General features: G+C 54.3%; 23 protein-coding genes. 16 read left to right on the forward strand and 7 right to left on the reverse strand.

What is annotated here, in order from left to right; all coding sequences use genetic code 11:
• From AC4PR2_RS18230 to AC4PR2_RS18240, 3 genes are all read left to right on the forward strand, one after another.
• Nucleotides 1-456, forward strand: a 456-nt coding sequence (locus AC4PR2_RS18230; protein ID WP_492175340.1) for a DUF2612 domain-containing protein, incomplete at its 5' end; no start/stop codon positions are given.
• A 1-nt stretch (nucleotide 457) separates the two neighbouring features.
• A complete protein-coding gene (locus tag AC4PR2_RS18235; RefSeq protein ID WP_492175341.1) occupies nucleotides 458-2,086 on the forward strand; it encodes a phage tail fiber protein in 1,629 nt (542 codons plus the stop codon).
• 2 nt (nucleotides 2,087-2,088) lie between these two features.
• The gene (locus tag AC4PR2_RS18240) at nucleotides 2,089-2,646 is read left to right on the forward strand and encodes a tail fiber assembly protein (protein ID WP_060447307.1); all 558 of its coding nucleotides are present in this window, start codon (nucleotides 2,089-2,091) and stop codon (nucleotides 2,644-2,646) included.
• 13 nt (nucleotides 2,647-2,659) lie between these two features.
• On the opposite strand, the gene AC4PR2_RS18245 is transcribed toward AC4PR2_RS18240, so the two are convergent.
• The 3 genes from AC4PR2_RS18245 to AC4PR2_RS18255 are packed head-to-tail and all read right to left on the reverse strand — an operon-like array spanning nucleotide 2,660 to nucleotide 5,380.
• Nucleotides 2,660-4,114 (reverse strand): glucosyltransferase domain-containing protein, encoded by a 1,455-nt coding sequence (locus AC4PR2_RS18245; RefSeq protein WP_492175342.1) that lies wholly within the window; start codon nucleotides 4,112-4,114, stop codon nucleotides 2,660-2,662.
• A 1-nt stretch (nucleotide 4,115) separates the two neighbouring features.
• A complete protein-coding gene (locus AC4PR2_RS18250) occupies nucleotides 4,116-5,027 on the reverse strand; it encodes a glycosyltransferase family 2 protein (protein WP_060447306.1) in 912 nt (303 codons plus the stop codon).
• Nucleotides 5,024-5,380, reverse strand: a complete 357-nt coding sequence (locus AC4PR2_RS18255) for a GtrA family protein (RefSeq protein ID WP_072271515.1) — start codon at nucleotides 5,378-5,380, stop codon at nucleotides 5,024-5,026. The genes AC4PR2_RS18250 and AC4PR2_RS18255 overlap by 4 nt, the downstream gene beginning before the upstream one ends.
• Before the next feature lie 449 nt (nucleotides 5,381-5,829).
• On the opposite strand from AC4PR2_RS18255, the gene umuD reads away from it, so the two are divergent.
• The 4 genes from umuD to AC4PR2_RS18275 all read left to right on the forward strand — a co-directional run bounded on the left by umuD (nucleotide 5,830) and on the right by AC4PR2_RS18275 (nucleotide 8,857).
• The gene (gene umuD, locus AC4PR2_RS18260; RefSeq protein WP_033637997.1) at nucleotides 5,830-6,252 is read left to right on the forward strand and encodes a translesion error-prone DNA polymerase V autoproteolytic subunit; all 423 of its coding nucleotides are present in this window, start codon (nucleotides 5,830-5,832) and stop codon (nucleotides 6,250-6,252) included.
• A complete protein-coding gene (gene umuC / locus AC4PR2_RS18265; RefSeq protein WP_492175343.1) occupies nucleotides 6,252-7,520 on the forward strand; it encodes a translesion error-prone DNA polymerase V subunit UmuC in 1,269 nt (422 codons plus the stop codon). Before umuD ends, umuC begins: the two co-directional genes overlap by 1 nt.
• Nucleotides 7,521-7,963: 443 nt before the next feature.
• The gene (locus tag AC4PR2_RS18270) at nucleotides 7,964-8,371 is read left to right on the forward strand and encodes a hypothetical protein (RefSeq protein WP_102984833.1); all 408 of its coding nucleotides are present in this window, start codon (nucleotides 7,964-7,966) and stop codon (nucleotides 8,369-8,371) included.
• A 135-nt stretch (nucleotides 8,372-8,506) separates the two neighbouring features.
• Complete coding sequence (locus tag AC4PR2_RS18275) at nucleotides 8,507-8,857, forward strand: DUF4377 domain-containing protein (RefSeq protein ID WP_060419421.1); 351 nt, start codon at nucleotides 8,507-8,509, stop codon at nucleotides 8,855-8,857.
• A gap of 50 nt (nucleotides 8,858-8,907) precedes the next feature.
• On the opposite strand, the gene AC4PR2_RS18280 is transcribed toward AC4PR2_RS18275, so the two are convergent.
• Nucleotides 8,908-9,210, reverse strand: coding sequence for a hypothetical protein (locus AC4PR2_RS18280; RefSeq protein WP_049202506.1), 303 nt, complete (start codon nucleotides 9,208-9,210; stop codon nucleotides 8,908-8,910).
• A gap of 286 nt (nucleotides 9,211-9,496) precedes the next feature.
• Here AC4PR2_RS18280 and fabV point away from each other — a divergent pair, with 286 nt between their 5' ends.
• From fabV to AC4PR2_RS18300, 4 genes are all read left to right on the forward strand, one after another.
• Nucleotides 9,497-10,696 carry an enoyl-ACP reductase FabV gene (gene fabV / locus AC4PR2_RS18285; RefSeq protein WP_048322950.1) on the forward strand — a complete coding sequence of 400 codons (1,200 nt, stop codon included), beginning with the start codon at nucleotides 9,497-9,499 and terminating at the stop codon, nucleotides 10,694-10,696.
• A 226-nt stretch (nucleotides 10,697-10,922) separates the two neighbouring features.
• The gene (locus tag AC4PR2_RS18290; protein ID WP_197801507.1) at nucleotides 10,923-11,141 is read left to right on the forward strand and encodes a YdgH/BhsA/McbA family protein; all 219 of its coding nucleotides are present in this window, start codon (nucleotides 10,923-10,925) and stop codon (nucleotides 11,139-11,141) included.
• A gap of 171 nt (nucleotides 11,142-11,312) precedes the next feature.
• Nucleotides 11,313-11,618 (forward strand): hypothetical protein, encoded by a 306-nt coding sequence (locus tag AC4PR2_RS18295; protein ID WP_060419416.1) that lies wholly within the window; start codon nucleotides 11,313-11,315, stop codon nucleotides 11,616-11,618.
• A gap of 43 nt (nucleotides 11,619-11,661) precedes the next feature.
• The gene (locus AC4PR2_RS18300; RefSeq protein ID WP_060419415.1) at nucleotides 11,662-11,997 is read left to right on the forward strand and encodes a hypothetical protein; all 336 of its coding nucleotides are present in this window, start codon (nucleotides 11,662-11,664) and stop codon (nucleotides 11,995-11,997) included.
• Nucleotides 11,998-12,034: 37 nt separating this feature from the next.
• Here the strand turns inward: AC4PR2_RS18300 and dcuR are convergent, their stop codons facing one another.
• From dcuR to AC4PR2_RS18315, 3 genes are all read right to left on the reverse strand, one after another.
• Nucleotides 12,035-12,754: a two-component system response regulator DcuR gene (dcuR, locus tag AC4PR2_RS18305; protein WP_492175344.1), complete on the reverse strand. Its 720-nt coding sequence runs from the start codon at nucleotides 12,752-12,754 to the stop codon at nucleotides 12,035-12,037.
• Complete coding sequence (locus AC4PR2_RS18310; RefSeq protein ID WP_087762339.1) at nucleotides 12,747-14,360, reverse strand: sensor histidine kinase; 1,614 nt, start codon at nucleotides 14,358-14,360, stop codon at nucleotides 12,747-12,749. The genes dcuR and AC4PR2_RS18310 overlap by 8 nt, the downstream gene beginning before the upstream one ends.
• A 125-nt stretch (nucleotides 14,361-14,485) precedes the next feature.
• Nucleotides 14,486-15,328 carry a class I fructose-bisphosphate aldolase gene (locus tag AC4PR2_RS18315; RefSeq protein WP_047727766.1) on the reverse strand — a complete coding sequence of 281 codons (843 nt, stop codon included), beginning with the start codon at nucleotides 15,326-15,328 and terminating at the stop codon, nucleotides 14,486-14,488.
• A 484-nt stretch (nucleotides 15,329-15,812) separates the two neighbouring features.
• On the opposite strand from AC4PR2_RS18315, the gene AC4PR2_RS18320 reads away from it, so the two are divergent.
• The 5 genes from AC4PR2_RS18320 to AC4PR2_RS18340 all read left to right on the forward strand — a co-directional run bounded on the left by AC4PR2_RS18320 (nucleotide 15,813) and on the right by AC4PR2_RS18340 (nucleotide 21,246).
• Nucleotides 15,813-16,742, forward strand: coding sequence for a sugar ABC transporter substrate-binding protein (locus tag AC4PR2_RS18320; RefSeq protein ID WP_033642730.1), 930 nt, complete (start codon nucleotides 15,813-15,815; stop codon nucleotides 16,740-16,742).
• A gap of 75 nt (nucleotides 16,743-16,817) precedes the next feature.
• On the forward strand, nucleotides 16,818-18,302 hold the full coding sequence (locus AC4PR2_RS18325; protein WP_049202519.1) for a sugar ABC transporter ATP-binding protein: 1,485 nt from the start codon (nucleotides 16,818-16,820) through the stop codon (nucleotides 18,300-18,302).
• A gap of 15 nt (nucleotides 18,303-18,317) precedes the next feature.
• Nucleotides 18,318-19,358, forward strand: coding sequence for an ABC transporter permease (locus tag AC4PR2_RS18330; RefSeq protein WP_025160279.1), 1,041 nt, complete (start codon nucleotides 18,318-18,320; stop codon nucleotides 19,356-19,358).
• A 63-nt stretch (nucleotides 19,359-19,421) separates the two neighbouring features.
• Complete coding sequence (locus tag AC4PR2_RS18335) at nucleotides 19,422-20,342, forward strand: sugar ABC transporter substrate-binding protein (RefSeq protein WP_492175345.1); 921 nt, start codon at nucleotides 19,422-19,424, stop codon at nucleotides 20,340-20,342.
• A gap of 139 nt (nucleotides 20,343-20,481) precedes the next feature.
• Nucleotides 20,482-21,246: an SDR family oxidoreductase gene (locus tag AC4PR2_RS18340; protein ID WP_443014642.1), complete on the forward strand. Its 765-nt coding sequence runs from the start codon at nucleotides 20,482-20,484 to the stop codon at nucleotides 21,244-21,246.
• Nucleotides 21,247-21,272: the final 26 nt, after the last annotated feature.

The raw sequence follows: 21,272 nt of genomic DNA on the forward strand, positions 1-21,272 counted from the left end.
ATCGAAACCGCAGAGACCTATGGCCTCGATGTGTGGGGAAAAATTGTGGACGTAAGCCGGCGGCTAACGGTCGACGATGACTTTAATTACTTGGGGTTCAGTGAGGCGCGGCTGGATACGCCAACGCGGACGGATCCCCGCCCATTTGACCAGGCGCCGTTCTATAGCGGTGAGAGCACAACGCAGACCATTGAACTTGCGGACCCGATCTATCGCCGTCTGATCATGATGAAAGCCATGAGCAATATCACCGATTGTTCAATACCGAATATCAATCGGATGTTGCGTTACATGTTCGGCGATCGGGGGCGCGCCTATATCCAGAACGATGGCGGAATGAAGATGAGCTATGTGTTCGAGTTTGAACTGTCGACCGCAGAGCTGGCTATCGTCCAGTCCTCCGGCGCGCTGCCGGCGCCGCCAGGTATTAACGTTTCAATAATTCAGAAGGCATAAAATGAAACTGACAGATAAACCGCGTCAGATTGCAGTGCCGTTCGCCAGCGGTACAGCTGACAAAAACACTATCCCCAATAATGCCACGCAGGAAACCAAGGAAAAGGGCAAAGCTGCCTATGACTCTGGCTTTCCGCCACTCACAATGACAGCAATCGCGGCCGGCGGTATCCCACCGCACGGGAAGGATTTTAACGGACTGCTGAACGACATCACTGCGGCAATTCGTTTTTCTCAAGCCGGCGGCCATTATACCTTTGATTCTGCTTTTGCTCAGGCTATCGGCGGATATGCAAAAGGCGCAACGGTATTAAGCGCTGACGGCTCGAAAATCTGGTGGAATACAGTTGAAGCGAACACAACGGATCCGGATGGCGCCAGTGCAGCGGGCTGGAAAAGTCTGTTGGCGGATCCCAATGGGCTGTTTCTTCAAAAGTCACAAAACTTGGCGGATTTACAAAATAAAGCGGAGGGCCGGAAAAATCTTGAGCTCGGTACTGCTGCGACGAAAAACGTCGGCACTGGCAGTGGTAATGTAATGGAAATGGGCACGGCGGGTTTGGGTGTCGGGCCAATAGCCAAAAGCGACGCTTACAGTAACATCGCGCAGTTTTTCCGCGTAAATGCTTCGTCAGCCAATAAGCCTCCTGCAGTGTCCGGAAACGTATCAGCTGGCGTTGTATGCTTGCCTATGGATGCGGCACCATCCTCAGGCTACGTAGCTGTTGTTGGCGGTAATTTGGCGGCGTATGTCGGCATTTCACAAGCAGAGGCTGGCGGGATTACCTGGGCGAGAATTTATACCGATAGGTTTAAACCTACTGCTGCCGATGTAAACGCTGTTGCTAAGACTGGCGATAGAATGAGTGGTGCGCTAGGTTCGACTTATACCGACACCTATAGGATCGTTGCAGGTCAATACGGTACATTCTGGCGTAATGACGGCAATGCCCTCTATCTCATGCTCACCAATGCTGGTGACCAGTGGGGGACATTTAATAACCTGCGACCGCTTGCTGTCTCCACCAGTGACGGCTCCATAAATGTAGGTACAAGTTTTTCGGTTAATTATACTGGATATATTAATAAGTTAGGGGTTAACCCCTATACAAGTAACGGGCAAAGTTTTAACCAAACAAACGGACTGCATATCCAAGGTGCTGGTGACCAATATGGAGATATTTATTATCTTGAGACTGTAGGGAAATATGGATCATTATCATTCCATATCCACGGAGGGGGATTGGATGCCTATCCGGCATTTAACAATAATGGTTCGCTTTCTCTTAATGGGAGCTGGCCAGCTATAAGCAACTCCGCCGGGACTACATGGCACCCAGACGGCAATGTCGAAGGCCCTCAATGGGGAGGCTACCTTAGCAACTGGCTGAATCAAAACATATCGAACGCGCAAAATAACGCACAAAACTGGGCTTATCAAAATCTTGTCCAAAACGTCAGGCTCACTGGACGAATTAACCAGCCTGATACTGGGGGGCAAGTTAGAGCTCCTGACGGTTGCGTGTTTACTGGTATGTCTGGGGCCAACTATAACCCATCTATTTGGGCTTCTTATTCATATGTCCAAGTTTTAATTAATGGTTCTTGGCGAAATATAGGGACTTCTTAATCATGGTTAAATTTGAAAACTTTGCTATTTACAAGCCTGATTTTAAATCCACCGAAGAGAATGAGCCAGCATATAGACCTGATATTCTTTACGCCAGAGATAAAAATGGGCGAGACTGGTACGCCTGTCAGGCGGATTTTAGTCCAGACACGCTGAAGGTCATGTATGACGAGAATGGTATTATCGTCTGTATATCAAAAGACGTCACAGCAATTTTCCCTCCTGGTTTCTCAGTAGCAGAGGTGGCGATTAGCGAAACCCCACCTGAAGCGTGCAACGATATGACGTGGGTATATCGTGACGGAAGGGTGATTAAGCGCACCTACAGCTCTGCTGAAAAGCGCAAGATGTTACAGGGGGAGAAAGAACGTCGTATCGCACGTGTTAACCAGGTTACGCAAACCCTCAATAGCAAGTTGCTATTGGGTATGGCTACCGATGAAGAGAAAGCCAAATTGCGGGTATGGATGGACTACGTTAACGAGATCGAGAAGATCAGCGATGACACAGATCTTGAAAAAATCGTGTGGCCGGAACCGAAAATAAAGCCCTCATGGTAGAGGGCTGAATAGGTCAATTATTATCCGTTCCCAATGATACAATGGCTGTATTACCTGAAATGAACAGAGAATATTCCTGATTAGTTGAGATTGCTTTAATCCCACTGCTAATCATACGAGAAAGCACATTTTTATTTTTTTGTTCATCTCCATAACCATGCAGAGTCTGCGGGAACCCTTTGTTAATTAGTTGAAAAGAGGCTAAAAACTCAGATGCAGGGCTAAGGAAATAGCCTATTAATGGTTTGTTGTCCACTAACAATTTAGCCCTTTCATTTATATTGACCTGGCCAACTGTTCCGATGGTGGTAATTTCATTATGAGTGAGCAAGTCACGACTGACCATGTTAAAAATAAAATCTTCATACTCGCGCTGTGATTTAATGGCACTGCCTAATTGTGCGCTGAATGCAATTGCTGTAATAACAGGAATTAGTGATAAATATTTCATTTTTGGTAAAAAATAAACAATGGGAATCGAAATTAAAACAAGACACGCTGAGAAGGAAACCAAAGTCCTGGGGAATACCGGAGCATCTTTAAGAAATATGGTTGGCCCCATCAGTGAAACTAAAAATATAAATAGGGAAATAACCCAATAAAGACTGAATGATAATATAGATTTTTTCTTATGGCGATTTGCAAACAACATGAAAATCAAGCCAGCAACAACTGGAATCAAAAAATAAATATAAACTGGGCCATGGAAATATGATAGCACCATGTTTTTTAATGAACTAAGCGTAGAGGCTAAATGCTCTAGCCCTTCAGTATTAGCTGATATGATCTCTGCGCGTGAATTACTTTTTGCAGCAAAGAATAACATGTAAACCATGTAAAAAGAGACGAATAAAGCCGTTTTGTTAAGTATTCTTTTTATAATGTCAGTGGCTTTACAGTCATTTTTTACTGCTGCGATCATTACGTCTACAGCAAGTAAACCAATAAATACATTTGCACATGGTTGGTATATGGTTAAAGATAGTACGCCAACGAGCAGTTTTACTAAAGTTTGTCTGGTAGGATTACTGGCTGTATAGGTATAAGCCATAACCGCTAGGAAAAAAGCGATGGACATGCCTAAAGAGTCATATCTGTAAGCGATATTTTGCAGCATGAATGGATTAAAAATTAGAAGAGCCGCAACTAATTTGTGTGAAGGAACTTCTAACCTCGATAAATGATCGCTAAGTAAAAGCGATGCCCCACCGATAAACAAGCAGGAAGCAATCATAGTATAGGGGTATAGATCAAGGTTATAGTGGCCACTGGCGGATAAAACTTTCATGAGAATATCTGCAACAGGCCGACCTAATCCTCTCCATCCATACTGACCAGTTATGGCTCTATCTAGATCATCCCTATAAAAAATACCAGCTTGGATTAATGGATAAATAAAAAGAAGAGCAATCCCTGAGTACAGGAGCAGTGCTTTTTTGTCGATTTTACAAAACATTTTAATTCTCATCTCACTTCTTTATTATATAGCGTGGGCGACGTTTGGTTTCAATGTATATTCTACCAATATATTCCCCAAGCACTCCGATTCCTATAAGCTGTACACCGCCAAGGAAAAGAATGGAAACAATAATTGAAGGGTAGCCAGCTACCGGGTTGCCCCAAATAACCTTATCTATGATCATCCATGCGCCATACATGAAGGAAATTGCAGCAACAAAAAATCCAATGTAAGCCCAAACACGAAGAGGGAAGGTGGAAAAACTTGTAATTCCCTCTATTGCCAAATTCCAAAGCTTCCAGCCATTAAATTTGCTGGTTCCTGCGACTCGCTCGGCTCTAGAGTATTCAACAATTTCAACATTTCCGCCAACCCAGCTAAGGATACCTTTCATAAATAGGTTTCTCTCTGGAAGTAATTTAATGCTTTCTACCACTTCCCTGGTCATCAGCCTAAAATCACCTACATTCTCTTCTATGGCCGGTTTACTTATTTTATTGTGTACTCGATAAAACCATTCTGCTGTTTTTCTCTTCATTCGGCCATCGCATTGCCTATCCATACGTTTAGCCAACACCACGTCTGCACCATCTTGCCACTTATTCAATAATAGTGGGATAACATCAATTGGATCTTGAAGGTCAACGTCAATTGGGATAATAGCATCGCCGGTAGCGGCTTCCAAACCAGCAAATAATGCAGGTTCTTTCCCGAAATTCCTGGAAAAATTTATTGATTTAACATTTTGATCATCATTAGATAAGGAAGACAGTATTTCTTCCGTTCTATCTGAGCTACCATCGTTGACGAAAACGATCTCTACATCTATATGCTGAAAAGGTTTAAACTGACGCACAGATTGGTAGAATAGAGGAATTGCTTCTTCCTCGTTGAATACGGGAACTACAAGTGAAATTTTCATTTATCTTCCCTGAAGACAACTAACTTAGAATAAATGAAGCCACAGATTAGGCTGATCACTGAAAAAGTAACGAGAGTTACAATTGGGTTTGCATGTAGCGTATCTGCTGCCCAACCGACAGAGAATGCCATACCTCCCATAAACAACACATACACCATATAGCGGTAAGTTGTAGCTTGTGCCTTAAACGTCCACTTGGCGTTAGCAAAGAACGAAACGGTTACAGCGATGCCAAAAGCGACAACATTTGAAACTGATTGTGAGAAACCGCTAAAGAGCATGAGCCCAAAAACAGCCCAGTGAGCCAGGGTATTCATTACCCCTACAGATGCATAACGTATAAAAGTATTCAATGCGTAAAATTCTTAAATGTTGGTTTGCCATATTCTGCCATCGCATGATATTGATGGCAAAATTTTCTAGCCCATCAAGATGATAAGTAAGCACAATCACTATCGTTGGGGCATGGTGACGTACTGTAGTAACAACGTATGACTCCCAGCACGCCGTCCGTCAGCGTTGCCTCACGCCACCTGATAGTTGGGTTCTGGCGCTCCTCTCAGACTGATATCTCAAGGGATAATGTCGCGATAAACATCGGCACAGTGTTCTACTTGTGGACGCGAAAACGCGCTGAAGGTCGAACTTCGATCGTGAGTTGTAGCCTGGAGGGAACTCGGCCATTCATCAAAACTATCTTTCTTTACCGATCAATATCCTACCTTTCTAACAAAAATCCGAACTTTCCCCCGTCAAAATCTTGCGCATATACTGTATAAAAATACAGTAACAAGGCAACATTATGACTTTCTTTTATCCAACACCAAACCCAACCAAGCTCAAAATCCCGCTTTTCGCCGACAAGGTGCCGGCGGGGTTTCCCAGTCCTGCAGCAGATTACGTCAGTTCGCGCATCGATCTGAACGAGTACTGCATCAGCCATCCCAATGCGACCTATTTTCTCTATGCGACAGGTGATTCCATGCTTGAGGCCGGGATCACTGAGGGCTCTATGCTTGTTGTTGACCGCAGCATCAGCCCAGCCCATGGAGATATTGTTATTGCCAGCATAGCCGGCGAGTTCACCGTGAAGCGTCTCTGTTTGCATCCTCGCGCGCAATTGGAACCCATGAACCCGAAGTATGAGCCGATCCTGCTTCATGATGGCGGTGACGATCTGGAGGTGATGGGCGTTGTTGTGTCTTCGATAACGAGGCTCAAGTGATGTACGCGCTTGCTGATGTGAACAGCTTCTACGCGAGTTGCGAAACGTTGTGGCGCCCAGATCTGCGAGGGCGTCCTGTCGTCGTTCTGTCGAATAATGACGGATGCGTCGTAGCCAGGAGCAAGGAAGCGAAGGCGTTAGGGTTAAAGATGGGAGAACCCTATTTCAAAATTAAGCGGGAATTTGAGCGCGCAGGGGGCATCGCGTTCAGCAGCAACTATGAGCTATACGCCGACATGTCTCAGCGTGTGATGGCTGTTTTAGAAGAGATGGCGCCACGCCTAGAAGTGTATTCAATTGACGAAAGTTTTCTTGATCTGACTGGAGTTCGTAACTGCATTGATCTGGATACTTTCGGCCGCCAGGTGAGGGCCAAGGTACTGCGCAACACTGGGCTAACTGTAGGCGTTGGCATTGCCCAAACCAAGACGTTAGCCAAGCTGGCAAACTTCGCGGCGAAGAAGTGGGACAAGACTGGCGGAGTAGTGGATTTGTCCAATGAAGGGCGCCAGCGCAAATTGATGGGCCTCGTGCCTGTCGATGAGGTCTGGGGTATCGGACGCCGGATATCGAAAAAGCTCAACATGATGGGTATAGAAACGGCACTCCAACTGGCCGATGCAAGCACTACGATGATCCGCAAGCATTTCAGCGTTGTGATAGAGCGAACCGTCCGCGAGCTACGTGGTCAGCCTTGTCTCGAGCTGGAGGAGTTTGCGCCGACAAAACAACAGATCATCTGCAGCCGCAGCTTCGGAGATCGGATCACCGAGTATGACCAGATGCATCAGGCTATTTGCATGTACGCGACGCGTGCAGCGGAGAAGTTGAGGGAGGAGCATCAGTATTGCCGGCATGTCAGCGCGTGGCTCAAAACCAGCCCATTTGCCATCAATGAGGAATACTATGGCAACACCGCAAGCATAAAACTGAGCACGCCAACGCAGGATACTCGGGACATTATCGCTGCGGCTATGCGTTGCCTGGATGCGGTTTGGCAACCTGGCCATCGATATCAGAAAGGCGGGGTGATGCTGCAGGATTTTTACAGTCAAGGTGTGGCTCAGTTGGGGTTGTTCGATGAGTACAAGCCACGGCATAACAGCGAGCAACTGATGGGGGTGCTTGATCGGATCAATAACTCGGGGAGGGCAAAACTGTGGTTTGCAGGACAAGGGGCGCATCAGGTGTGGTCAATGAAGCGTGAGCTACTGTCGCCGGCATACACGACACGGCTGAGTGATCTGCCACGTGCGCGAGTATATTAGCGTTTGTGATTGAGAGTTTTAGTACCTAAATTATTCCGAATTGCTCCGAGGGTTCTGGTAACTATCTGAAATTAAAAGCATGGAATGCAAGGTAAAGCAAGGGATTGCAAAGGCTGAAATGTTGATAAGGTATTGTTAAAAAAGGATATTTTCATTCTTTTTCGTATAAAGGAATCGTATTCGGTCTTTTTTTGTGTGATTGATTTATAAGTAAACTCCTCTTAATCCGCCAGCAACAATCCCCGCTCCTCTTTCGAATCACAGCCACCAACCCGATCTCCATCCTTATTCCCCACCCGCACATATCGCTAATTTCGCCGCACCAAAAGTTATTACGTCATTTATGGCGCTGATAAGCTCCGATCATTGCTCCCATCACCGTTAAATGAGAGTGGCATTATGGGGAATATCAAGGTATTAGGCGTTGTAAAAGGAAACCAGCGTTGAACGATCGGTTGAGCCAGTTGAAGATGGCGTTGCCCGGCTATCTCGAGGCGTGGCGTGAGGGGGCTTTACCCTCTGACTGGGGGAAGATGGCCAACCCCGAAGTGGTTGCCGCCCTGTTGGCGGAGTGGGAGGCGCTAAGCGAATTGGCGTCTCGGTTCGAAACAACCACTGAAACTCCCTCCGATCTCGCCGCGTTTTGGCAGGCGCGTGCTGAGCTGATGGCGCAGCGCAATCTCGAACTCAGTGTCCAACTGGCGACGCCAGTCCGTCTGCCTGGCACGCGGGTAGCCTTTTTTGGCTATGTGAAAACGGCGGTGATGGATGCCAGGCAGGTGAAGGCGGCGATTCGTGATGCCGGTTTTCTCATTGATGGCGATGATAAAAACGACAGCGTACCGTCATGACTGCTGTCCTGTAACGCGTGAGTTTGGAGAATAAACGCGAACGAATAATGTCGCTCCTGTGATACGGAGCAAGGTTCAATTCATCCAGTCAATTTGTTAGGATCGCCTGACCTACATGACTATTGGTGCAGTACATTGAAAATTAAAGCGTTGTTATTTGTTGCGTTGGCCGCGCTGGCCGGCTGCAGCCAGGAGGGAACCTCGATGAATCAGCCCGCGAACGAGAAAGGCGGCCAAACGGAGGTGTTGCTGGTGAACAGCGCGCTGGTGGACTGCGTGGGCGTCGGCCCGATGAAGTGCATGCAGGTGCGCCGTTCCGCGCAGCAGCCGTGGGAGTTGTTCTATACCGGTATCGAGGGTTTCACCTTCGAACCGGGCTATCAGTATCGGCTGAAAGTGCTTGTTACTCCGGTGGAGAACGTGCCGGCCGATGCTTCATCGCTGCGCTATACGCTGATTGAGCAGATGGAAAAGAACAAGGCGTAATGGATCTACCTTGTCACCACCAAATGGCGTTTCATTTGGTGGTGACGTCTTCAGGAAAGTTTGTCTTTTTTCTTTCTTCTGGAGGATTCGAAAGTGGCGAAGGCATGTGCAAGAGCAAACCCCAACGCACAGTAGCGTAGAGGCCAATTTTCTTTGGCCCATGTTTCAGAGTCAGCAATAAACATCGCGTTGCCGTTGGCAAAAAGGGTAAATTGCCAGCAAAGGATTAAAAAGCATATCGTAACCAGAACGACATAACCCTTGGAACCCAGAGGCGGTCTGAAGCCGTATTTCACGGCCAGACAGGCCGCGGCAGCGAGAGTTGAAAGAATATAATATAAAGTCGGTTCCATTACTGTTCCTGGTGATTTTATCTTCCCTGATATTCGACCGAAAAACAGCCACACCATAACGCAACGCCAGAAGCATGATCAACTTTTGCTGATTTGAAGAGGGAAGGCTTGAACGCGCTGAGGGTGCGACGCGTGGCGCGTGGAGGCAGCACGATGCGGAGTTGGGCAACCCTGATCCCTCGACTAAACTGGTCTGTTCACTGCGCTTGTTTTCGCACTTTCTTAAGTATATCGAGAAAATCAGGTATATTGTCCTTCGGTTTTTAGCTACCAAGAAAAAATTACTATGATTATCAAACCTAAAATTCGTGGTTTTATCTGCACCACCGCTCACCCGGCAGGCTGTGAAGCCAACGTCCGTGAGCAAATCGCCTACGTTAAGTCGCGCGGCGAACTGAAAAACGGGCCTAAAAAGGTGCTGGTCATTGGTGCATCCACCGGTTACGGTCTGGCCTCGCGCATCAATGCCGCTTTCGGCAGCGGTGCGGCCACCATCGGCGTATTTTTCGAGAAGCCTGGCAGCGAAGGCAAAACCGGTTCCGCCGGTTGGTACAACTCCGCCGGTTTCGACAAGGCAGCTAAAGAAGAAGGCCTGTACGCGAAAAGCATCAACGGCGATGCATTCTCCAACGAGTGCCGTCAGACCGTGATCGATCTGATTAAAAAAGACCTGGGTCAGGTTGACCTGGTGGTTTACTCGCTGGCTTCGCCGGTGCGTAAGATGCCGGAAACCGGCGAAGTGGTGCGTTCCGCACTGAAGCCGATCGGCGAGCCGTACAAATCCGTCGCGCTGGACACCAACAAAGACGTGCTGGTTGAAGCCGTGGTCGAGCCGGCCAACGAGCAAGAAATCGCCGACACCGTGAAGGTGATGGGCGGCCAGGACTGGCAGCTGTGGATGGACGCGCTGGACGAAGCGGGCGTGCTGGCGGATAACGCGCAGTCTGTCGCTTACTCCTACATCGGTACCGATCTGACCTGGCCAATCTACTGGCACGGTACGCTGGGCAAGGCGAAAGAAGATCTGGATCGTGCGGCGCACGCCATCAACCAGAAGCTGCAGGCCAAAGGCGGCGCGGCTTACGTTGCGGTGCTCAAGTCGGTGGTGACTCAGGCTTCCTCCGCCATTCCGGTAATGCCGCTGTATATCTCCATCGTGTTCAAGATCATGAAGGAGCAGGGCATTCACGAAGGCTGCATCGAGCAGATCCAGCGTCTGTTCGCCACCAAGCTGTACAGCGGTGCGGCGCCGGACACCGACGAGAAACACCGTCTGCGTCTGGATGACTGGGAGCTGCGCGACGCCGTGCAGGAAACCTGCCGTGAAATCTGGCAGCAGCTGAACGACAACAACATCAACGAACTGACCGATTACCAGGGCTACAAGGCGGAATTCCTGCGCCTGTTCGGCTTTGGTCTGCAGGGCGTTGACTACGACGCCGATCTGAGCGGCGAAGCCAACTTCGATGTGATCGAGCTGGTCTAAGCGCGTCGAGCGGTCAAACAAGGTCGGGTTAGCCCGGCCTTTTTTATTGCACGCGAATTATCGGGTGGCTAAGCGAAAATGTTTATTTCAGGTTAATAGGTTAACCAGGTGATTAACATCGACGGGCGGCGTTGAAATAACAGCGGTTATTAAACTAAAGAAAGTCATTTTTTTATTTACCCTTGCCGCCGGCTGCGGGTATTTTATTTCCTTTAAGGAGAAAACTATGACATGGCGTTATTGGGCCCCGGCATCGTTATTGTTGTTGAGCGCTTGCAGCGTGATTCAGCCGACGTCAACGTCCCCAGACTGGTCTCAGCCGCAGCCTGCCACGCGGGAGCAGCGGCAGCGCATCATGGCGGGCGAGTCCGCCTCCTCGGTATTGCACGAAGGAAATGTCGGCATTGGCGGCACCTTCGATGGGTCGAAAATATTCGATCGTTAAGCCGCTAAATATATTCAGCCAAATTAATGCGCGCATTCTGTCGATATTGTCGGAGGGTTTACCTTTCCTGCGCTATTCTGCCGTGGCCCGACCATTTATTGCGTTAGCAGACAATTCGTTTTCCTTATAGGGAACTGCCGGTTTATTTCGGTGTAATCAAAGGAGTTGCCCATGGCGAAGGACATGGCCGCGATCTTTCTCTTGCTGTTGCTGCCGCTAAGCCAAAGCGCCGGCGCGGCGCGCTACGACAGGCAATGTGAAGGCGTGTCGCCGGTGCTGTTTCAAAAGCGGCTGAAAGCGCTGGCGCAGGATCTGCGGCAGGAAATGAGCGAGGAAGCGCCGCCGGCAGAGCGCGATGCGGAAGAGCTGGCGCGGCTGGCGGAGTGCGGTATCGAGCCCGGCAAAGCGCCCGTCACCGGCGGGCAGCGCGCGCCCCGTTCAGAGGAAAAGCCGCCGGCATCGCCGAACGGTTGTTGAGCCGGCGTGCGCGCAGAGTAAAACGATGTAAAAGGAATCATTAATGAAAAGGATAGTGTTGGCCGGCGCGGCCTTGTGTTGCGCCAGCTTCGCGCAGGCGCGGGTGGATTTGGAATACCATGCGGCGGCGCCGAAGGACAGCAAGGTCACCGAGGAGTATCAGAAAAAGCGCGACGCATTGCGCCACAAGGTGTGGAATGTCGATAATCTGACGCTGGCCAACGAGCAGGCGATTGCGCGCGAACAGCAGCGCGAGGCGGCAGAGAGCGCCAAACGGCAGCAGCATCACCTGGAACAGCAGGAGAAAAAGCAGCGCTGCCTGCGGAGACACTCGAAAGATCCTCACCGCGAGGCGAAGTGTTACATGCACAGCTTCTAACATTAACCGTCCGGGCGCCATCAGCGCCCGGCGTCGTTTAGGCCGGGCGGCAATGCTCTTTCAGCATGGCGATCGCGTCCGGTTTCAGCTGATACAGATAGACCGGGCGGCCGGTGGCGCCGTACAGAATACGGGTGCCGAGAATGCCGCTCTCCGCCAGATAGATGAGGTACTTGCGGCAGGACACCCGCGAAATGCCGATGGCGTTGGCCAGGTTGTCGGTGGAGAATTCGCTGTCATGCTGCTGTTCGATCCACTCGCACACCGTGCTCAGGGTAATGCTGGTCAGCCCCTTCGGCAGCTTCTTGCTCTCCTGGCCGCCGGGCTGGCGGCGCAGCAGGCTGTCGACGTCGGCCTGCGAAAACTCGCGCTGCGCCAGAATCTGCGACTGCTGCCGGTAGTGGCTCAGCGCCTCCTTGAAGCGGCTGAACTGGAACGGTTTGATCAGATAATCCACCACGCCGTAGTGCAGCGCCTTTTGCACCGTGTTCACGTCGCTGGCGGAGGAGATGATGATCACATCCGTCTTCTCGCCGAGTTCGCGCAGGCCGGGCAGCAGATCCAGCCCGTTCTCCTGCTGCATGTAGATATCCAGCAGCACCAGATCGATGCTGACGTCGGCATCGGCCAGCAGGGCGCGCGCCTGGTTCAGGGTGGCGACCGTCGCCTGGCAGTGAAAACCGCTGACCTGGCTCAGGTAGTATTTGTTCAGCTCCGCCACCATCTGGTCGTCGTCGACAATCAGTACGTTAATCATGGGCTCTGCTCTTGGCCTGATAGGGAAGGTGCACGAAAAATTGGGTCAGCTCGCCCGGTTCGGATTCGAAATCGATGCTGCCGCCCAGTTTCTCCAGATGGCTGCGGATCAGCGCCAGGCCAATGCCGCGTCCCGTTCCCTTGGTAGAAAATCCGTGTTCGAAGATGCGCGCGCCGATCGCCGGATCGATACCGGGGCCGTCGTCGCTGACGATACAGTGTAATTGATCGTCGTGGTGATGGAAGCTCAGGCCGATCTCGTGGCCCTCAACGCCGTCGATGGCGTCGATGGCGTTTTCGATCAGGTTGCCGAGCACGCTGATCAGCACATGGGTGGTTTCCGCGTCGTCGGTTTCCGGCAGCAGGCTGGTTTCCTCGATGGTCAGCTCAACGCCGGCTTCGTGGGCGCGGCTGATCTTGCCGATGAAGAAGCCCGCCACTTCCGGCGAGTGAATCTTGCGCAGCAGCGCGCCGATCTCTTCCTGATAGTTGCTGGCGGTATTGATGATGTAGTTTTCCAACTGCTGGTAGGCCTTCATGTGCAGCATGCCGAGTATTACGTGCAGCTTGTTCATAAATTCGTGCGACTGCACCCGCAGCGCATCGGCGTAGTGCGCCATGCCGCTCAGGCGCTGCAGCAGGCGGCTGACCTCGGTCTTGTCGCGGAAGGTGGCGATGGCGCCGGTCACCTGGCCGTTGACGATCACCGGGACGGTATTGGTCAGCAGTTCGCTGCCGTTGAAGCTGATCTGCCGATCGCGCAGCGGTTTGCCGCTGGCCAGCACCTCCGCCAGATGCAGCTGCGCTGGCCAATGCTTGCTGGCGGCTTCCAGCAGCAGGTTTTCCACCGGGCCGCTCTGGCGCAGCAGGCGCTTGGCCTCGTCGTTGACGATGGTGATGCGGGATTCATTATCGACCGCGATCACGCCTTCTTTAATCGATTGCAGCATGGCGTTGCGCTGTTCGAACAGGTTGGAGATTTCGTAAGGCTCGAAACCCAGCATGATGCGCTTGAGTGCGGAGACCAGGAAGAAGGTGCCCAGGCTGCCGACCAGCGCGGCGAAGGCGATGGTCCAATAGATGATCCAGCGGCTTTCCGCCACCACCCGCTGCACGGTATCCAGCGCGATGCCGAGCGCCACTACGCCGATTTGCTGTTTCTGCGCGTCATACACCGGCACGAACACCCGCAGCGCCGGGGCCAGCGTGCCGCGGTTGATGGCGCTGTTGACGTTGCCTTGCAGCGCGGGCGCCAGATCGTCGCCGATAAAATGCTGGCCGATCAGCCAGGGTTTGGGGTGCGAATAGCGGATACCCTGCATATCCACCACCACCACGAACAGCAGCTCGTTTTGATGGCGCACCTGCTCGGCGAAGCGCTGAATGGCGCCGCTTTGGTCGCGCCGCTGCAGGCCGTCAACCACCGTGCTGGAGAGCGCCAGCGTATTGGCGACGGCGATGGCTTTCTGCTGCAGCTGATCTTGCCCCTCGCGGCTCATCTGCACGAAAAACAGCGCGAATACCACCAGCAGCACCGAAGCGATGATGGCGGACACCATCAGCGTGATGGAGGTGCTCAGCTTGAGCGGCACCCGTTGTTTTGGCATGGCGGTTCTCCGAATGGCGATATCACGGCGTATTCTAGCGAGGAATGAGGCAAGCTGCAGTTACCGGCAGCAGGTTATAGCATGCTGCCGGGGGAGCAGGGGGTTATTTTAGTTACAAAAGCGGGTCACTGCTGGTGGTAGATCTCCAGCGCCTGTTGGCCGCTGGCGCCCTGATGGATGATTGCCATCAACGCGCGCACCACCTGCGACGGATTGCTGTGTTGATAGACGTTGCGGCCGTAAACCATGCCGGAGGCGCCCTGGGCCATCAGCGCGGCGGATTTCTCCAGCACCGGCCCCAGCTCCCCCTTGCCGCCGCCGCGCACCAGCGTCGGGCAGCGCGCCGCTTCCACCACGCGGTGGAAGTCTTCCACGCGTTCGGTCGGGTCGGCCTTGATGATGTCGGCGCCCAGCTCGCGCGCCAGCCGCACCAGCGGCACGATCTTCTCCACGTCGCCGAGCGAGCCGTAGGCGGCGCCCTGGCCGGCTGGGGCCATCACCAGCGGTTCAATCATCAGCGGCATGGCGTATTGATCGCAGGCGTGGCGCAGGCGGCCGATGTTTTCCACGCACTGGCGGAAAATGCCGGGCTCATCCGGGATCATATACAGATTGACCACCACCGCGGCGGCGTCCATTTGCAGCGCCGCGAGGATCGGCGCCTCCGGGTTGTGCAGCACCGCCCACATTTCTCGGTGGCGCGCGGCGTTATAGGCGTTGCCGACGTCGGTGCGCATCACCAGCGCCGGTTTTTCGCGCTGCGGCGCGCGCTGCAGCAGATCCGCCTGGCCGTAGTTGACCTGAATGGCGTCGGGGCGCGCGGCGATCAGGTTGCCCATCACCCGTTCGATATCTTCCAGGCCGATCAAGAAATCCGGTTCGTTGGCGATGCCGTGATCGATCGCCACGTCCAGGCACTTGCCGTTGTTGAACAGGCGGTTCATCCGCACCTTACTGCTGAGCTGCATGTCAGGTCCTCCTGAGATAGGGATATGTCCATTATTGCCGAGTAAGGATGGTCGGGAAACGCGGAAACCGCAAACTGCGTGGCCGCTCGCAGTTTTTGCCGGCGCACGAAAGAGGAACGCTCGCCGGCGGCTTTCATTTCATTTGTTAGATCCGTGTCATGTTTTTGTTAATAAGCCATTCCAAAATGCATGTTTCGCTTGTTTGGGTTAAAAAGTTTCAATAATCTAAATTATGAAATAAACATTTAAAAACGTGCTGAAGGTGCCGTTTGTTGTGCCAGGGGTTTATTTCAATTGGTTGTTTTTAATCTGTTTTGAGATATTGATCACCATTTTTCCAACGACCTTTATACGGCGATAACGCGGTAAATTCGCCGTATCAAAGGGATAACACCGACCGTATTGTTGTTTGAATGTAAAAAATATTTTTCATTAGCTGTCAACCAACAGACCTCTTCATTCTAACGATTAAAGGGTAACGAACATGAAGCTGAAGAAACTGATCGCCGCCTCGGTACTGATGTGCATGCTGCCGGCCAGCGTGTTGGCGAAAGACATCAAGATCGGCGTTTCCATGGCTTACTTCGATGACAACTTCCTCACCATTCTGCGCCAGTCGATGCAAAACAAAATGAAGGCCGACGGTAATGTCAGCGGCCAGTTCGAAGACGCCAAAGGCGATATCGCGCAGCAAATTCAACAAATCGAAAACTTCGTCAGCCAGGGCGTCGACGCCATCATCCTCAACCCGGTGGATACCCAGGGCGTCAAGCCGATGATTAAGCTGGCCGAGAAGGCCAAGATCCCGCTGGTGTTCGTCAACCGCAAGCCGGAAGTGGCGCTGCCGGCCGGCATGGCCTACGTCGGCTCCGACTCCAAGCTGGCCGGCAAGCTGCAGATGGAAGCGCTGGCCAAGCTGATGAACGGCAAGGGCAACGTGATGATCCTGATGGGCGAGCTGTCGAGTGAAGCCACGCGCGACCGCACCCGCGGCGTGGAAGAGGTGGCGGCCAACTATCCCGGCATCAAAATAGTCGATAAGCAAACCGCCAAGTTCTTCCGCAAAGAGGCGGTGGACGTTACCACCGACTGGATTTTGTCCGGCCAGCAGATAGACGCCATCGCCTCCAACAACGACGAAATGGCCATCGGCGCTATTTTGGCGCTGAAGCAGGCCAAGAAATCCGGCGTGCTGGTGGCCGGCGTTGACGGCACGCCGGACGCGCTGGAGTTCATCAAGAAGGGCGATCTGGCGTTGAGCGTGTTCCAGGACGCCAAAGGCCAGGGCGAAGGCGCGGTGCAGACCGCCGTTCAACTGGTGAAAGGCGAGAAAGTGGAGAGCAACGTGCTGATCCCTTACCAGCTGATCACCCAGGCCAATTACCAGCAATTCGCCGATAAAAACAAGAAATAAGCCTTGAAGCCCGCCGCGGGCGCCGGTGTGGGGCGAGCGCGGCGGAAAACGTGGGTCAGTGCGGAGGTAAGCGGTATGTACCCTTATGTTCTTGAGGCCGAAGGCATCAGCAAGCAGTTCCCCGGCGTCAAAGCGCTGGATAAGGTCTCGATTAAAATCAAACCCGGCAGCGTGCACGCGCTGATGGGGGAAAACGGCGCGGGTAAATCGACGCTGATGAAATGCCTGATCGGCATCTACCACCCGGACGAAGGCTCGATCAAAATCAAAGGTCGGCCGGTCACCTTCAGCGACACGCTGCAGGCGCTGCATTCGGGCATTTCCATGATTCACCAGGAGCTGAACCTGGTGCCCTACATGACGGTGGCGGAAAACATCTGGCTGGGGCGCGAACCGGCGCGGCTGGGGTTCGTCAACCACGAACAGCTGAACGAACAGACCCGCGAACTGCTGGCGCGGCTGAACATCAAACTGCAGCCGGAAACGCTGGTGGGCGAGCTGAGCATCGCCAACCAACAGATGGTGGAGATTGCCAAGGCGGTATCCTACAACGCCGACGTGCTGATCATGGACGAACCGACCTCGGCGCTGACCGAAGGCGAAGTGGTGCACCTGTTCGCCATCATTCGCGAGCTGCGCGAGCAAGGCAAAGGCATCATCTATATCAGCCACAAGATGGACGAGATCTTCGCCATCACCGACGAAGTGAGCATTTTCCGCGACGGCACCTTCATCGCCTGCGACAAAACCGAAAACCTGACCAAACAGTCGCTGATCACCATGATGGTGGGGCGCGAACTGACGCAGATGTTCCCCAAATTCAACAACAATATCGGCGAGGAAGTGCTGCGGGTGGCGGGGCTGCGCCGCAGCGGCTGGTTCCATGACGTATCGTTCAGCGTCAAGCGCGGCGAGATCCTCGGCGTTGCCGGGCTGGTGGGCGCCGGGCGCAGCGAAGTGATGGAGAGCCTGTTCGGCATGCACCCGGCGGACGGCGGCGAGATCTTTATCGAAGGCCAGGCGGTAAAAGTGGATTCCCCGGCGAAGGCGATCGAGAGCGGGCTGGCGTTCCTCACCGAAGACCGCAAGAAATCCGGCCTGTTTCTGGTGCTGTCGGTGGTCGAGAACATGAGCATCGTCAACCTGTCGGAATACATCGGCAAGAACGGTTTCGTCAGCCACGTGCAGATGGCCAAAGACTGCATGGATCAGATTAAAAAGCTCAACATCAAAACGCCGACCATGGATCAGATCATCAATAACCTCAGCGGCGGCAACCAGCAGAAGGTCTTGATCGCGCGCTGGCTGCTGGCGCAGCCGAAAATCCTGATCCTCGATGAACCGACGCGCGGTATCGACGTGGGGGCGAAAGCGGAAATTTACCGCCTGATCAGCGAGCTGGCCAACCGCGGCGTCGCCATCATTCTGGTTTCCTCCGAGCTGCCGGAGATCCTCGGCATGAGCGACCGGGTGATGGTGATGCACGGCGGCCGCATCACCGGCATTTTGGACAAAGACGACGCGGACCAGGAGAAGATCCTGGCGCTGGCCTCAGAATAACGAAGGGTGAACATCATGAGTAACGTAAAGATTGAGAAGCCGCTCTCCGCCGATTCAACGGGCAAGGGAACGCTGTTCTCCGGGCTGAGCGGCAAAATGCCGAAGGATACCGGTATCTTCATCGTGATGATCGGCATCGCGCTGATCTTCGAAATCCTCGGCTGGTACATGCGCGATCAGTCATTCCTGCTGAACCCGAACCGCCTGCTGCTGATCGTGCTGCAGGTGGCGATCATCGGCATCATCGCGGTGGGCGTCACCCAGGTGATCATCACCACCGGCATCGATCTCTCCTCCGGCTCGCTGATTGCGCTGACTGCGGTAGTGGCGGCCAGCCTGGCGCAGACCTCGGACAGCATCTCGCCGATGTATCCGGGGCTGCTCGATCTGCCGGCGGCGATCCCGATCGGCGCGGGGATCGGGGTGGGCATCGTCTGCGGCTTTATCAACGGCTTCCTGATCACCCGCACCGGCATTCCACCGTTCATCGCTACGCTGGGGATGATGGTGTCGGCGCGCGGCCTGGCGCAGTACTACACCAAGGGCAACCCGGTCAGCTTCCTGTCGGACGGCTTCACGTCAATCGGCCAGGGCGCGATGCCGGTGATCATCTTCCTGGTGATTGCGGTGATCTTCCATATCGCACTCAAGCACACCCGCTACGGCAAATACATCTACGCCATCGGCGGCAACATGACCTCGGCGCGGGTTTCCGGCATCAACGTCAATAAGTACCTGGTGACGGTTTACACCATCGCCGGCGGCCTGGCGGGGTTGGCGGGCGTGGTGCTGGCGGCGCGCGTCAGCAGCGGCCAGTCGAGCATGGGGATGTCCTACGAGCTGGACGCCATCGCCGCGGCGGTGATCGGCGGCAGCAGCCTGATGGGCGGCGTCGGGCGCATCACCGGCACGTTGATCGGCGCGGTGATCCTCGGCCTGATCAAAAGCGGCTTCACCTTTATCGGCGTCGATTCTTACATTCAGGACATCATCAAAGGCGTGATTATCGTCGCCGCCGTGTCGATCGACATGCGGCGCAACCGCAAAAAACACTGATTGCCGTGAATTGCCGCCGGCGCCAGGGTTGGCCGGCGGCGTTTTTTTACCGGGGGACACATCATGAATTACCTGAAAGGGCTGTGGCTGGCGGTGGCGCTGTGCGCGTCTACCCCGGCATGGGCGCAAACCATCGGCGTGTCGATGGCCTATTTCGACCAGAACTTCCTCACCATCATCCGCCAGGCGATCGACAAGGAGGCCAAGGCGCGGGGCATCACCGTGCAGTTTGAGGACGCGCGCGGCGACGTCGGCCGCCAGACCGATCAGGTGCAGAGCTTTATCAGCGCCGGGGTGGACGCGATTATCGTCGATCCGGTCAACTCGGCCAGCACGCCGGTGATGACCAAAATGGTCCAGGCCGCCGGCGTGCCGCTGGTGTACGTGAACCGCACGCCGGGCGACGCCAAACTGCCGCAGGGCGTGGTGTTCGTCGGCTCCGACGAGCGGGAATCCGGCACGCTGCAGATGGAAGAGCTGGCGCGGCTGGCCGGCTATCAGGGCAACGTGGCGGTGATGGTCGGCAACCTGACCGACGCCGGTGCGCTGCAGCGCACCAAAGACGTGGAGCAGGTGGTGAGCAAGTACCCGAAAATGAAGGTGGTGCAGAAGCAGAGCGCCAACTATTCACGCAGTGAAGGTATGGACCTGATGATGAACTGGCTGACCAACGGCGAAGCGATCGACATCGTCGCCGCCAACAACGACGAGATGGCGATCGGCGCAATCATGGCGCTGCTGCAGGCGGGCAAGGCGGACAAGAAAGTGCTGATCGGCGGCATCGACGCCACGCCGGACGGCCTCAAGGCGCTGGCCTCCGGCAAGATGCAGGTCACGGTGTTCCAGGACGCGGTCGGGCAGGGCAAAGCCTCGGTCGATGTGGCGCAGCGCATGATCAACGGTGAAAAGCTCGAGCCGTATTACTGGATCCCGTTCGAGCTGGTGACGCCGGCCACGATGCAGAAGTATGCGGCCAGGCCGTGAGTTAACCGTCAGATTCGCGTTGCCGGGGCGCTGCTTGCAGCGCCTTTTTTATTGGCGTCAGTTACATGTCCGCTAGCGGCCAGCGCGGCGCGGGATCTTGCTTCACACTGAGGATCTTTAAACCGCGTGAGGATGAGCGATGAACGCATTGAACGGCAAGGTGGCGGTGATCGGCGGCGCCAGTTCGGGGATCGGCAGGGCGGCGGCGCTGCTGTTCGCCCGCCAGGGGGCTGAGCTGGTGTTGGGGGCGCGGCGCGAGCGGCTGTTGGCGGAGCTGGTGGAGGACATTCGGCGCGAGGGGGGGCGGGCACTCGCGGTGGCGGGCGACGTGCGCGATGAAGCCTTCGCCGAACGGCTGACGGCGACAGCGGTCGACGAATTCGGCGGGCTGGATATCGCCTTCAACAACGCCGGCATGTTGGGGCCGCTGGGGCCGTCGCTGGCGCTCACCGCGCCAGAATGGCGCGAGGTGCTGGAAACCAACCTGTCGAGCGCCTACTACGGCGCCAAATATCAAATCCCCGCCATGCTGGCGCGCGGCGCGGGCTCGGTGATTTTCACCTCCACCTTCGTCGGCCACACCGCGGCGTTTCCCGGCACGGCGGCCTATGCGGCCGGAAAGTCGGGGCTGATCGGCCTGACGCAGGCGCTGGCGGTGGAGTTCGGCGGGCGCGGCATTCGGGTGAACGCACTGCTGCCGGGCGGCACCGATACGGCGATGGGCCGGCAGATGAGCAATACCCCGGAAGCCTTGGCACAGGTGGCCGACCTGCACGCGCTGAAGCGGCTGGCGATGCCGGAGGAGATCGCGCAGGCGGCGCTGTATCTGGCGTCTGACGCTTCCTCATTCGTCACCGGCACCGCGATGCTGGTGGACGGCGGCGTGTCCATCCAGCGCGGCTGAGACCACGGGCGCCGTGGCCTCAGCGG

It is taken from the genome of Serratia sp. A07 (assembly GCF_058725505.1).

Coding starts and splice junctions, on each gene's coding strand:
- AC4PR2_RS18240 (WP_060447307.1), top strand. CDS start 2,089: ATGGTTAAATTTGAAAACTTTGCTATTTACAAGCCTGATTTTAAATCC.
- AC4PR2_RS18310 (WP_087762339.1), bottom strand. CDS start 14,360: ATGCCAAAACAACGGGTGCCGCTCAAGCTGAGCACCTCCATCACGCTG.
- AC4PR2_RS18295 (WP_060419416.1), top strand. CDS start 11,313: ATGGCGAAGGACATGGCCGCGATCTTTCTCTTGCTGTTGCTGCCGCTA.
- AC4PR2_RS18235 (WP_492175341.1), top strand. CDS start 458: ATGAAACTGACAGATAAACCGCGTCAGATTGCAGTGCCGTTCGCCAGC.
- AC4PR2_RS18245 (WP_492175342.1), bottom strand. CDS start 4,114: ATGAGAATTAAAATGTTTTGTAAAATCGACAAAAAAGCACTGCTCCTG.
- umuD (WP_033637997.1), top strand. CDS start 5,830: ATGACTTTCTTTTATCCAACACCAAACCCAACCAAGCTCAAAATCCCG.
- AC4PR2_RS18335 (WP_492175345.1), top strand. CDS start 19,422: ATGAATTACCTGAAAGGGCTGTGGCTGGCGGTGGCGCTGTGCGCGTCT.
- AC4PR2_RS18340 (WP_443014642.1), top strand. CDS start 20,482: ATGAACGCATTGAACGGCAAGGTGGCGGTGATCGGCGGCGCCAGTTCG.
- AC4PR2_RS18250 (WP_060447306.1), bottom strand. CDS start 5,027: ATGAAAATTTCACTTGTAGTTCCCGTATTCAACGAGGAAGAAGCAATT.
- AC4PR2_RS18280 (WP_049202506.1), bottom strand. CDS start 9,210: ATGGAACCGACTTTATATTATATTCTTTCAACTCTCGCTGCCGCGGCC.
- AC4PR2_RS18320 (WP_033642730.1), top strand. CDS start 15,813: ATGAAGCTGAAGAAACTGATCGCCGCCTCGGTACTGATGTGCATGCTG.
- AC4PR2_RS18315 (WP_047727766.1), bottom strand. CDS start 15,328: ATGCAGCTCAGCAGTAAGGTGCGGATGAACCGCCTGTTCAACAACGGC.
- AC4PR2_RS18330 (WP_025160279.1), top strand. CDS start 18,318: ATGAGTAACGTAAAGATTGAGAAGCCGCTCTCCGCCGATTCAACGGGC.
- fabV (WP_048322950.1), top strand. CDS start 9,497: ATGATTATCAAACCTAAAATTCGTGGTTTTATCTGCACCACCGCTCAC.
- AC4PR2_RS18325 (WP_049202519.1), top strand. CDS start 16,818: ATGTACCCTTATGTTCTTGAGGCCGAAGGCATCAGCAAGCAGTTCCCC.
- dcuR (WP_492175344.1), bottom strand. CDS start 12,754: ATGATTAACGTACTGATTGTCGACGACGACCAGATGGTGGCGGAGCTG.
- AC4PR2_RS18290 (WP_197801507.1), top strand. CDS start 10,923: ATGACATGGCGTTATTGGGCCCCGGCATCGTTATTGTTGTTGAGCGCT.
- umuC (WP_492175343.1), top strand. CDS start 6,252: ATGTACGCGCTTGCTGATGTGAACAGCTTCTACGCGAGTTGCGAAACG.
- AC4PR2_RS18300 (WP_060419415.1), top strand. CDS start 11,662: ATGAAAAGGATAGTGTTGGCCGGCGCGGCCTTGTGTTGCGCCAGCTTC.